The organism is Streptomyces sp. SID3212 (assembly GCF_009865405.1).
In the GTDB taxonomy this organism is placed as follows: domain Bacteria; phylum Actinomycetota; class Actinomycetes; order Streptomycetales; family Streptomycetaceae; genus Streptomyces.
On record NZ_WWJY01000938.1, the window covers coordinates 1 to 11,656 of the forward strand.

General features: G+C 71.9%; 10 protein-coding genes. 4 read left to right on the plus strand and 6 right to left on the minus strand.

The annotated features are described in order from the left end of the window. The 3 genes from GT042_RS27875 to GT042_RS27885 form a co-directional block, all read left to right on the plus strand. The coding region (locus tag GT042_RS27875) for a zinc-binding dehydrogenase (protein WP_161311479.1) at positions 1–361 on the plus strand (361 nt) is incomplete at its 5' end. Positions 362–667: 306 nt separating this feature from the next. Next, positions 668–1,888, plus strand: a complete 1,221-nt coding sequence (locus GT042_RS27880; protein ID WP_161311480.1) for a hypothetical protein — start codon at positions 668–670, stop codon at positions 1,886–1,888. A 51-nt stretch (positions 1,889–1,939) separates the two neighbouring features. Further along, entirely contained in the window at positions 1,940–4,117 is a 2,178-nt protein-coding gene (locus GT042_RS27885) for a tetratricopeptide repeat protein (protein WP_161311481.1), read from the plus strand. A 144-nt stretch (positions 4,118–4,261) separates the two neighbouring features. Here the strand turns inward: GT042_RS27885 and GT042_RS27890 are convergent, their stop codons facing one another. Further along, positions 4,262–5,038, minus strand: a complete 777-nt coding sequence (locus GT042_RS27890) for an AfsR/SARP family transcriptional regulator (protein ID WP_237531281.1) — start codon at positions 5,036–5,038, stop codon at positions 4,262–4,264. Between the two features lie 802 nt (positions 5,039–5,840). On the opposite strand from GT042_RS27890, the gene GT042_RS27895 reads away from it, so the two are divergent. After that, the gene (locus tag GT042_RS27895) at positions 5,841–6,776 is read left to right on the plus strand and encodes an aldo/keto reductase (RefSeq protein ID WP_161311483.1); all 936 of its coding nucleotides are present in this window, start codon (positions 5,841–5,843) and stop codon (positions 6,774–6,776) included. 75 nt (positions 6,777–6,851) lie between these two features. Here GT042_RS27895 and GT042_RS27900 read toward each other — a convergent pair whose 3' ends face one another. The 5 genes from GT042_RS27900 to GT042_RS27920 all read right to left on the minus strand — a co-directional run. Beyond that, positions 6,852–7,232 carry a CU044_2847 family protein gene (locus GT042_RS27900; protein ID WP_161311484.1) on the minus strand — a complete coding sequence of 127 codons (381 nt, stop codon included), beginning with the start codon at positions 7,230–7,232 and terminating at the stop codon, positions 6,852–6,854. A gap of 52 nt (positions 7,233–7,284) precedes the next feature. Then, positions 7,285–8,550, minus strand: coding sequence for an ABC transporter substrate-binding protein (locus GT042_RS27905; RefSeq protein ID WP_161311485.1), 1,266 nt, complete (start codon positions 8,548–8,550; stop codon positions 7,285–7,287). Next, positions 8,547–9,536, minus strand: coding sequence for a hypothetical protein (locus GT042_RS27910; protein WP_161311486.1), 990 nt, complete (start codon positions 9,534–9,536; stop codon positions 8,547–8,549). Before GT042_RS27910 ends, GT042_RS27905 begins: the two co-directional genes overlap by 4 nt. Next, positions 9,533–11,254, minus strand: a complete 1,722-nt coding sequence (locus GT042_RS39930) for a vWA domain-containing protein (RefSeq protein WP_161311487.1) — start codon at positions 11,252–11,254, stop codon at positions 9,533–9,535. The genes GT042_RS27910 and GT042_RS39930 overlap by 4 nt, the downstream gene beginning before the upstream one ends. Positions 11,255–11,279: 25 nt before the next feature. After that, on the minus strand, positions 11,280–11,656 hold a 377-nt coding region (locus tag GT042_RS27920), incomplete at its 5' end, for a hypothetical protein (protein ID WP_202534008.1).

Consider the following 11,656-nt stretch of genomic DNA (forward strand, 5'->3'; position numbering starts at 1 on the left):
GGTCGCGCGGGTGCTCGCGGCGACCGGCGGCGAGGGCTGCGACGCCGTGATCGACACGGTCGGCGACGAGCACACGCCGGGGCGGTCCGTACGCATGGCGCGGACCCGCGGCCGGGTGGTCCTCGTCGGCTACACGGGCCGGCCGGCCACCCTGGACGTGCTCGACGTCGTCGTACGCGAGACCGAGATCCGCGGCTCCGTCGGCGCCACCCTCGCGGATGCCCGTACCGTCATGGCCCTGGCCGCCGAGGGCCTGCTCCACGGCCGCGTCGACGCGGAGTACCCCCTGCACGAGGTCAACACCGCGCTGGCCCGCCTCGCCGCCGGCGACGTCACAGGACGCCTGGTCGTCACGCCCTGACCGGGAGCCGTTTGGCGGGATTTTGGTGAGGTTCTGGAGCCCTCCCCGAAGGTGAGTGAGTACGTCCGATCCGCCACTCCAGGAGGTAAACCATGAAGAAGATCCAGATCCGCAAGGCCGGTCCCGTCCGTCTGACGACCGCGGGCTGCTCCGTCTACCCGAGCGCCTGATCCAGGCTTAGGGCGGAAACGCCCTAGGGCGCACCGCCGTCCCGCAGACCACCGCGGGGCGGCGGCACCCGCCCGCCTCAGGGCGCGCGGCGGCACAGGGCGACCGGGGGCGGTCACGGAGAAGCGAGGGTGAGCGGTGCCGGAACAGACCACCAGCCAGGGCACGGGAAAGCCGGTCCTCTTCCACCCGCTGGTCTATCTCGAAGACGGCGACGACGTGACGATCGGCCGCGCGGACATCGACTCGTACGCGGTCTTCCCGCCGGACGGCGCCCAACTCGTCCGCTGGCTCGAAGCCGGCGCGACCGCCGAGGAGGCCGCGGACCGCTACCGCCGCGCCTACGGTGAGAGCGCGGACGTCGAGGACGTCCTGGCGGCGCTGGAGGAACTGGGCTTCACCAGGACCGCCGACGAGGCACTGGCCGAGACCGCTCCGCTGCGGTGGGTGCGCCTGAGCCGGGCGGTGTTCTCGCCGTACGCCTGGTTCTGTTACGCGGCGCTGGTGCTGGCGGCCGTGGTGATGATGGTGCGTACGCCGAGCCTCGTACCGACGTCGTACGACCTGGTCTTCAGCTCCTACTACTCCGTGGTCAATCTGACCCTGCTGGTCGCGGTCACCCCGCTGATCGCGCTGCACGAGATCTTCCACGCGCTGGCCGGGCGCCGGCTGGGCATCCGCTCGCGCGTGTCGATGTCGTACCGCTTCTACTTCCTGGTGGTCGAGACCGCCCTCGACGGGCTGGTGGCGGTGCCCCGGCGCAAGCGCTACCTCCCGATTCTCGCGGGCATGCTCGCCGACGTCCTGGTGCTGAGCGCGCTGGTGGTCCTCGCCGGTGTCCTCGGCGGGGCGGGCGGCGACCCGTCGCTGGCCGGCCGGATCTGCCTGAGCGTCGCCTTCGCCACCTTCACCCGTCTGCTGTGGCAGTTCTTCTTCTATCTGCGTACCGACATCTACGTGTTGATCACCACCGTGCTCGGTAACGTCGACCTGCACACCGTCGCGCTGAAGACCCTGCGGAACCGCTTCTTCCGCCTCGTCGGCCGGCGCGACCGGGTCACCGACCTCAGCACGGCGTATCCCGTGGACCTCAAGGCGGCCCGCTGGTACTCGTGGCTGGTGCTGGTCGGCTACACGATCAGTCTCAGCACCACACTGTTCGCCCTGCTGCCGGTCTTCGTCCACATGTTCCTGGGCTCGGTGGAGCGTTTCGGCTCCGGGGAGTCGAGCGGTCTGCGCCTGCTGGACGCGGTGGGTTTCCTCGTCCTGCTGCTCGCGCAGATCCTGCTTCCGGTGTGGATCGCGTTCAGGGACCGCCGCGCGCGCCGCCGTTCTCCGTCCACCCACCTCACCGCCTGACGGCCCCGCGCCCCGAGGCACAGACCATTCCGCCGCTCGAAAGGCAGGCTCATGAGCAGCCACTACTGGATACAGGCGCCGCTGCGGGCCGACCGTGACCGGCTGATCGCCGGTCTCGTGCTGCCGCCCGTCCTCGCGACGGTCAGCGCACACCGTCACCTGCGCGGACCGTACACGGCGGTCGGTACGCTCCTGCGGCAGATCGCTCCGGAGACACTGCGGCGCGACCCGGCCCTCGCGCAGCGCCACCGCATCGAACTCCAGGAGACCACGCCCGAGTTGGCGGGCCTGGTGCCGGCGATCCTCCGTCCCCTGGAGGCGAACGCCAAGGGGCCCGTCGCGCTCAGCCGGTACCCCGCGCGCCTGCACTCGCTGCGCGTCTGCCACGGTCTGGTCGACTTCATCGAGAGCCACCTTGCCGGGGCGGGGGAACAGGCCCAGGAGGGCACCCCGTACACCCTGGTCGTGACCGACGTCGAACACGCCGACCCCACCGACCAGGAGTTCCTGGCCGTGCTGCTGCGGCGGGTTCCCGCGCGGCTGCTGACCGTCGTGGTCGCCACCGGCCTCGACACCCCGCCGGAGCAGCCGGGCCCGGTCTCCGAGTCCCTGCCGCAGGCGCTGCTCGCCCACACGGAGCGGATCGTGTCGTCCGAGGCGGAGTCGGGGCCGGGGTCGGCGTCGGCGTCGGCGTCGGTGTCGGTGTCGGTGTCGTCCGACGGTGACGGGACCACCGCCCCGGACGAACTCGCCCTGGCCTTCGTCGAGTCGGACGGCGTTTCCGACGATACGGCGGTGCTCGCCGCGTACGAGGCACTGGACCCGGCCCGGCGTACCGCGCTGCACGACGCGCGCGCCGCCGTCCTGGCCGCCGCCGCCGACGCGGAACCGTCGCTGCGGCTGGGCTCTCTCCCGTACCACCTGGAACGCGGCAGCACACGCGCCTCCGACGGCGTCAAGGCGCTGCGCTGGGCGCAGACCCGCTGCAAGTACCTCGGTCTGTACGCGACCTCCGTCGAGTACGGCAGGCGCGGGCTGCTCCTGGTCGACGCGGACGAACAGGCCGAGTTCTGGTGGGAGTTCACGCGCGACACCGCGGTGTCGCTCGCCGCGGCCGGCCGCGCGGACGAGTCCGCGGAGCTCCAGGACGAGGCCCGGCGGATCACCATCGACCCGTCCGTGCACATGAAACTCGCGTACGAGACCGGCATGCTCTACGCCCGCCACTTCGGGCCTGAGAAGCGGGATCCGGCCGTGGCGCGGGCCTGGATCAACCAGGCGATCGCCATCGCGTCGATCCTGGAGGACCCGCAGGAGCGTACGTTCTTCTCCGTTTTCAACCGCAACGGGCTCGCCCTCGTCGCCACCCGCACCGGGGGCATCGACGAGGCGCTGCGGCTGCTCGACGAGGGCATCGAGCGGCTGGACAAGGAACTCGGCCTCGGCGAGCGCAGCTGGCACCGGGTGGGCCTGCGGTACAACCGTGCCCAGGCCAACGCGATGAGCGGCCGGCTGGACGACGCGCTGGCGGACTACGCGGTGGTCATGAAGTTCGACGACTCGTTCTCCGACCACTACTTCAACCGGGGCAACATCCTGCGCCGTCTGGGCCGTACGGAGGAGGCGCTCGCCGACTACGAGCACGCGCTGACCCTGGAACCGCCGTTCCCCGAGGGCCACTACAACTGCGGGGACGCCCGGCTGGAGCTGGGCGACATCACCGGCGCGCTCGCCGAGTTCGACCGTACGCTCGTGCTCGACCCGCGCAACACGGACGCGCTGCTGAACCGGGCGGGGGTGCACGCCGAACTGGGCGACGAGGAGGCCGCGTTGCGCGACGTGGCGACGGGTCTCGAACTGGAGCCCGGCCACGCCCAGTTGCTCTCCCTCAAGGGCCGGCTGCTGGCCGAGCGGGGCGAGGCGGACTCCGCGCTCGACGCGCTCGCCGCGGCCCTGGCGAGCGACCCGGACCTGTCGGAGGCGTGGGCGGTCAAGGCGGAGATCGCCTTCGGCGCGGGCGATCTGGAGACGGCGGCGGCCGACTTCGACCGGGCGATCAGGCTCGGCGGCGGCATCGAGATCCGCTACAACCGGGGTCTGGTGTACGAGGCGGCGGGCCGTTTCGCCGAGGCCGCGAGCGACTTCGAGGCGGTGCTGGCGGAGACCGACGACGAGGACGCCCGCGCCCACCGCGCCTCCTGCCTGCGGGGCGAGCGGGCCGGGGTGTAGCACCCTCCAGGACATGCTCCAGGACGCGCCCCAGGACATCCTCCGGGGCGCGCTCCAGGACACGCTTGAGGACATGCCGCCGGACGGACGCGGCGCGATCGGGGCCCGGAACCAGCCCGATCGCGCCGCGTCCGTCCGGCTCTGTCATCGGCAGCGCGGATGCCCGGTCCCGTACGGCTGGCGGCCTTCCAGGGCGGCGAGTTGGGCCGCCTTGAGGCCGGGGCCCGGCTCTATGCCCAGCTCGGCCGTCATCATGCCGCGCACCCGGGCGTAGACCATGAGCGCGTCGGCGCGGCGGCCGACGCGGCACAGGGCGCGGATCAACTGCTCGTGGAACGACTCCCGCAGGGGGTGGGAGGCACACAACTCGCTGAGTTCACTGATGACATCGACGACCTCGTGGCTCTCGCCCCGGCACAGGACGACGTCGATGTAGTCGCCGAGTGCCGAGAGGTGTTCCTCCTCCAGGCGCACCCGGTACGCGCCGAGCCGGCCGGAGTGCTCCATGCCGGAGAACGGACGCCCGCGCCAGAGCGCCAGGGCCTGTCTGAGTGCCACGCCCGCCTCCTGACATCGTCCGGCGGCCAGGTGGCGGCGGCCGGACGAGGTGAGGGAGCGGAAGCGGTCGAGGTCCAGTTCGCCCGGCGCCAGCCGCATCTGGTAACCGCCCGTCTCGGTGCTCAGCAGCGGGTGGTGCCGCGGGTCACGGGAGGCCGCGCCGTGCGCGGGGTCCAGGGCGCGGCGCAGGCCGGAGACGTACATCTGGAGTGTCGCGCCGGCGGCCTGCGGCGGGCGCTCCCCCCACAGCCCCTCGATCAGCCGGTCGGTCGGTACGGGGGTGTTGGCGGACAGCAGTAACAGGACCAGCAGGGCCCGCTGCTTGAGGGCGCTGGGTGTGCACAGCCGGCCGTCCTGATACATCGCCACCGGCCCCAGTACGAAATAGCGCGGGCCTTGCGTCTCGTTCGAAGCGACGATTCCTGGTGATGCTGAGGTGAGCTGACTGACCACGGCAGGTTCTCCGAATTCTGTGGCGTTTGACTGATCGTTCCGGCAGTGCTGATATCGTCCTTGTTTCGTGTGCATGACGCGCGTAGAAAAATTGCCGGTCCGCATGTTTGGCGCAGGAGTGGGGCGCGTCGTGCACAAGACGGATTCCGGGTCGGGCAGGGGCCATGGGTGGATCTGTTTCGGTGCCATTTCGACATCATGACCAGCGGCGTTCATCCGGCGGCCGAAAGGCGGGCCGACGTACTTTGTACGGGGTAAAGCTCCCCCAGAATGGGTGCTTTTCTTACGACCTTTCGACGGGAGCAAACCCTTCCAGGAACCGGCCACGCGGCACAGCTGGATTCCGGACAAAAGAAGGTGGGGGTACACCCTTTCCGCGCGGGCGGCCGACTCGCTGGTCAGGGCGGGTCGACACGGTTCCGGGTTCGCCGCACCGGCCGCCGCCCGCCGGCGTGGAGCCTTTCCGGCCCAGTCCGCCCACGCCCGCCCGGCCACGCGGAATAGGCGTGTTGTGAACTTGACAGATATATGGCGAAAGTGCCGTGGTCGGCGTGGTGGGCGAGTTCGCCGACGGCGGCCTCCCGGCCCTCCCGACACGTGTCACCCTCACCCCGGGACCCGCTGCTCACCGGCGATGGACCCCCCGCCCCCTAAAGTGCAGACTGGCCCCGTTTGCACTGTGCGGACCTGAACACCTGAAAGGCACACCGTCGTGAAGACCTTCACCCTGCCCGGCACCGACATCCTCGCCCCGAACGTCGTGCTCGGCTTGATGCGTATCGCCGACAAGACCGACGACGAGATCCGCGAACTCGTCCGCACCGCCCGTGACGCGGGCATCGACTTCCTCGACCACGCCGACGTCTACGGCGGCGAACTGCACCACTGCGAACGCCGCTTCGCCGAGGCGCTGGCGCTGACCCCGTCGCAGCGCGACGAGATCACGATCCAGACCAAGGCGGGCATCGTCACGGACGGGCCGTACTACGACTTCTCGTACGAGCACATCGTCAAATCGGTCGAGGGTTCACTCGCGGCCCTGCGGACCGACCGCATCGACATCCTGCTCCTGCACCGCCCCGACGCGCTGGTCGAGCCCGAAGAGGTCGCCCGCGCCTTCGACGAGCTGGAAGCCGCGGGCAAGGTGCGCGCCTTCGGCGTCTCCAACCAGACCCCGCGCCAGATCGACCTGCTGCGCAAGTACGTACGCCAGCCCCTCGTGGCCAATCAGCTCCAGCTCTCGATCACCCACGAGCCGATCATCGCCCAGGGCGTCTCCATGAACATGCTGGCCGAGCAGCAGGCGGCCACTCTCGACGGCGGGGGGATCGTCGACTACTGCCGTCTGCACGACATCACCATCCAGGCGTGGTCCCCCTTCCAGGCCGGCTTCTTCACCGGTGTCTTCCTCGGCTCGCCGGACTACCCCGAGCTCAACGCCGTCATCGACCGTCTCGCCCGCCAGTACGACGTCCCGGCCATCGCGATCGCGACCGCCTGGATCACCCGCCACCCCGCCCGGATGCAGGTCGTGCTGGGCACCACCAGCCCGGAGCGTGTCACGGGCGCCGCCCAGGGCTCCGACCTTCCCCTCACCCGGGCGGAGTGGTACGAACTGTTCCGCGCCGCGGGTCACCTCGTTCCCTGACCAGGTCCGGGTGGTCCAGGTGACCGCCCGGTTCCGCGCCGCCCCGGCGTCCGTGGCGTGCGTGGCGTGCGTGGATCAGATGGAAGGGGAGGAAGGGGTGGCGCCCTCGGGGGGTGGGATGATGGCCTCGGGGGTCGGGGCGGCGGGGGAGCCGTTCCAGCGGAGGGTGACGTCGAGGTGGGCGCCGGCGTTGGAGCTGGCGATGACGCCGCCCAGTTTGGCGTCCAGGACGACGCCGAAGGTGACTTCGACCTCGTCGGGGCGGTGGGCGAGGGTACGGAACCCGTCGATCACCTCGACGGCGGCACCGGTGATGGGGGCCAGGGCCTCGCGGAGGCTCTGCTGCGCGGCCTCCAGGCGGCGGCCGAGGCCGACCGCTCCCGTACCGGCGCGGGCGGGAAGTGCCACGAGAACGACGGTTCCGTCGGCGAGGGTGAACTGGACGGCGTCTGGCATGGGACTCCTCCGGTGAGGGGGTGTCGGGGCGGCGGCGGGGCGGTGTCGGGGATCAGGACGGAAGGGCGCACAGGTCGTCCGGCGGGACCGGGGACTCCCCCCTGCCGGACCGGACCATGTCGAGCCCCTCAAGGAGCGTGGGCAGCAGCGATTTGTCGGACGCGTAGTCCAGTACCGCCCGGTAGAAGGCGGCGGACAGGTCGGGTGTCATGGCGTCGGCGGCGCTGAAGCAGAGCGTGTAACGGGCCTCCGGCCGGAGCATCCCGGCGATCCGCCGCTGCGCCGGGTTGTCGTACTCCCCGGGCCGCACCCGGCTGTTGGCGGAGAAGCCGTACCCCCCGGGCTCGTTGACCCAGGTGCGCTGGGCCTCCGCGCTGGAGAGATGGGTGATGAGCCGCTCGGCGTTCGGGTTGTCGGTGAACCTGCCGACGAAGTCCGCCGAGACCTCCAGCCGGCGTACGGGCTCCGGCGCCGAGGTGACGAAGTCGTACGCCGTCCTCGTACCGTCGGCGGTGGGCGGGAAGCCCATGGCGGAGAGGGTGCCGTGGCCGAAGAAGCAGGTGGGGGGCTCGGCGGTCATGCCGTCCGCCGCCTCGGCGAACCTCCGGACGGACGCGCCTCCGACACTGCCGGCGACGATGCCCCGCCAGGCCTGCCAGGCCGCGGAGACCTGCGGCGAGGTCCACGGCAGGCGTCCCGACAGCCAGTTCCTGTAGGCGTCGGTGCCGCTCCGGGAGAGCAGGATGTCGGCGATCCAGTCCGCTCCGGGCCAGCCGGAGGTCGGACCGGACGCCAGGCCCAGGCACCAGGCCCCCGACGCCCGGCGGGACAGGGTCCTCAGCGCGGGCAGCGTGGTGGACTCCGGCGCGCGCGTGACCGTGGGGTTGAACCAGATGAGGCTCTTGACGTCCGCCTTGACGGGCACCGCCACCACCTCGCCGCCGACGGTGCCGAGTCCGCGGAACGGCTGCGCGTAGTCCTCCGTGATGGTGTCGCCGAGCGGCTTCAGGCCCTTGCCCCCCGCGTACTGGTTCAGCGCTCCCACACTGGGGAGTACGGCCAGGTCGGGCGGCGCGCCCGCGGCGACGGCGGCGTCGAGCTGCTGGGTCTGGGCCCGGGTGACCTCCAGGTCGACCTGGATGCCGGTGTCCTCCTCGAAGGTCTTGATCACCGCGTAGAACGCCTGGAACTCGTCCCCCGACCAGGGGACCATGACGGTCAGCCGCTCGTCGCGCGGCTCACTGCCGCAGGCGACCGCCGTCAGGAACAGCCCGAGCGCCGCGGCGCAGCGCGTCAGGCGCGCTTTCAGGGTGCTCATGACCGGGGGAACCGGTACTCGGCGAGGCGGGGGCGGTAGGCGAGGTACGCCAGTACGGCCGCGGTGGCGAGCAACGCGAGCGCGAGTGCCATCGTCACCGGGTGGCCGGCCAACGGCTGTGCCTCCAGGTCCTGTTGGGCGTCACGGGCGCTGCGTACGGCGGTGGCGGCGCCGGCCGACGCGGTGGCCAGCAGGGCGAGGGGGAGCCCCGGGCCGACGTACCGGCGGAAGTGCCGTGCGACGACGTGGCCGGTGGCCAGGACGAGCAGCAGCATGACGGCGGCGGGGCCGACGAGCAGGGGGTAGACGGCGGCGGGGTCCAGCCAGGCCGAGTCGCGCTGCCGGGCCAGCGCCTCCAGTTGGGTGGCCTTGAGGTCGTCGAGCGAGGCCGTGAGACCGCCGGTGCCGGGGATGGCCTTGCGGGCGGCTTCGGCGTCCACCTGCGGCCGGGCGGTCAGCGCCGCGTGGGCGGCCTCCACGCCCTTTTGTCCGGTACGGGGGTAGTCGCGCACGGCGGCGTCGGCGAGTTGCAGGCAGGTGGTCAACTGGCCCAGGACGAACTGGAACTGGGTGAGTCCCCGCTCCCCGGCCGCGTTGCCCTCCGCCGCCGACGTGACGTTGGTGTAGACGCTGGCGGTCTGGTTGGCGAATTCGGTACCGGTGCCGATCAGGGAGACCTGCCCGGTTTTGAAAGCGTCGGTGAGCGCCTTGGCCGCGTTCTCGGCGGCGCCGTGCGCGGTCACGATGTCGTTGATCGCCTCGTCGGTGTTCCGGGCGGCGGACAGTTGCTCTTCGGCCTTGGCCGAGACCACCAGGTACAGAAGCGCTGTGGCCACCACGGTGGCGATGACGCCGGCCCGGAGCCAGCGCAGCAGGGTGGTCGGGTGGGTCGCCCGGAGGCGGGTCCACCATCCGGCCAGGGTGCCGCGCGGGAATCCCGGGGGCGGGGCGGGACCGGTCACGAGGCGTGCGTCGGGGGCGGTCATAAGGCGTCCACCGGAGTGCCGCCGCCCGGACCGTTGCGGTCAGGACCGCCGCCACGACCTGCGCCGCCACGACCGCCGCCGTCAGGACCGCCGCCGTCAGGGCCGCCGTCAGGACCCCCGCCGTGGCCGCCACCAGGATCGCCGCCGTCAGGACCCCCGCCGTGGCCGCCGCCAGGATCGCCGCCATCAGGATCGTCGCCGACAGGACCACCGTCAGGATCACCGCCAGGGCCGCCGCCCCGACCGCCCCCCTGATCGTCCGTCCCGCTGCCGAACTCGTAACCGCACTCCTCGCAGTGCCGCGGGCGCCGCGCCATGGTGGTCGTGCCGCATCGCCGGCACCGGCGCCGCAGCGGATCACCGTCCGGCGGCGGATGTACCGGGTCGGCTCCCGGAACCCTGGTGGCGGTCGATCTCAGGCCGATCCGCTGCATGGTCGCGCGCGGCGCCGAGCGGTTCAGCCGGGGCCGGTCGTCGGGACCGGTGACGGTGACGGAACGCAGCAGCTCCAGCTTCGCGAAGTCCCCCAGGGCCTCCGCCAGTTCGAGCGCCGTCCGCAGCTCCCGGTTGGCCTGTTCGTACCGTCCGGCCTCGTGCGCGTCGGCACACGCCCGCATCGCCAGGCCCAGCTCGTAGACGTTCTCGGCCCGGGTGTGGCTCTCCGGGATCCTCACCGGGAAGTCCGGCGTGGCCCGGCGCACCACGACGAGCGCCTCGGGGTCGGCGCACGGTTCGCGCGTGCCGTCGTCCCGTTCGGCGCGCAGGGTGATGCGGGCGGCGCGCAGTTCCTCGCCGACGCGCAGCGTCGCGGGGTCGAACCGCAGCGACACCAGGTACTGGCGGTCCTCCGGCGGCCAGGAGCCCAGCGGTACGTGGATCTCGTCGTCACGGCGTTGCTGCTGGGAGGTGAGGTGGGCCTGGACGGGGAGAGTCTGCCGGACGAAGCCCAGCCGGAACCGGTCGTTGAGGCGCAGGCCCAGGTAGACCCGGGGGACGACGATGCGGCGCGCCTGCTCCATGAGGCGGGTGAAGTCCCCGGTGAGGTCGGAGACGGTGACGACCGCTTCCGCCGTGCCGTGCAACGCCTCGGTGATCCGCAGCAGTTCGGCGTAGTACCAGTCGCCGCCGAGCCCGCGGGCGTCGCACACGAACCGGTCGGCGCACGCCGCGAGCGCGCTGCCGAGTTCCTCGGGTGTCTCGTGCTCGTCCTTGCCGTCCGTGTAGAGCACGGCGTGCCGTACGGTACTGCGCGCGGTCACCGTGGCGAAGAGACGATCGGCGCAGGCCAGCCACTTGCCGATGGCGGTGCCGCCCTCGGGCAGTTGGTCCAGGATGCGGTTCTTCGCCGCAGCCCTGGCCGTGGCGTCGATACGGGCGAGGCCGCCGGTCGCCGGGAAGATGACCTCGGCCTCGTGGTGTCCCGCGACGATCCCCAGATACGTGCCGTCCTGGAGGGCGTCGACGGCCGCGCACATCGCGCGCTTCGCCTCGTTCAGCTTGCCCTGGCCGGCCATGGACAGCGACTTGTCCATGATCAGGACTTCGGCGATCGGCGCCACGGCGGGCGCTCGCGCGGAGGTACGGGCCCTGATCGTGAGGAGCGCGTCCATCCGCTCGTCGTCGAACGCCACGTCCGAGGACGCGTCGACCTCAAGGGCGAAGCTGAGCCCTAACGGCGATCTGTCCTCCGCCGGCGTCACCTGACCGCCTCGTAACATGTCATGTCCCCCTCCAAATTCGAGCCTAGCGGCCCGGCTGTCTCTCCGAAACGCGTGGACCGTTCCCGTTGACCGCTCCGTCTCGGCGCTCCCGACCGAGCCCACGACCGAGCCCAAGCGCACGCCCCTGTCCAAGCCCCCGCTCCCGCCCGCGCCACCGCCACGCCAGCGGCGGACGCAGCCGGTTCGCCAGGTCGACCAGGGCCGTGTAGTCGCGCGCGGTGGCGGCGTGCGGGCCGAGCCGGCGGACCGTCTCCGACAGCGCCAGCCGGTCGCCGGTGCGCAGATACTCCGCGTACTGGAGCTCGGCGCGCAGCCCGGCCGCCGCCGCGGTGCCCACGTCGAGCTTGGCCAACGCCTCGCGGGCGCGCGCCAGATCGGCCTCCGCCGGGTCGGCGGGCC

Excerpts from the sequence above, each read along its gene's own strand:
- GT042_RS27885 (WP_161311481.1), top strand. The coding sequence starts at position 1,940 with ATGAGCAGCCACTACTGGATACAGGCGCCGCTGCGGGCCGACCGTGAC.
- GT042_RS27890 (WP_237531281.1), bottom strand. The coding sequence starts at position 5,038 with ATGTATCAGGACGGCCGGCTGTGCACACCCAGCGCCCTCAAGCAGCGG.
- GT042_RS27900 (WP_161311484.1), bottom strand. The coding sequence starts at position 7,232 with ATGCCAGACGCCGTCCAGTTCACCCTCGCCGACGGAACCGTCGTTCTC.
- GT042_RS27905 (WP_161311485.1), bottom strand. The coding sequence starts at position 8,550 with ATGAGCACCCTGAAAGCGCGCCTGACGCGCTGCGCCGCGGCGCTCGGG.
- GT042_RS27910 (WP_161311486.1), bottom strand. The coding sequence starts at position 9,536 with ATGACCGCCCCCGACGCACGCCTCGTGACCGGTCCCGCCCCGCCCCCG.
- GT042_RS39930 (WP_161311487.1), bottom strand. The coding sequence starts at position 11,254 with ATGTTACGAGGCGGTCAGGTGACGCCGGCGGAGGACAGATCGCCGTTA.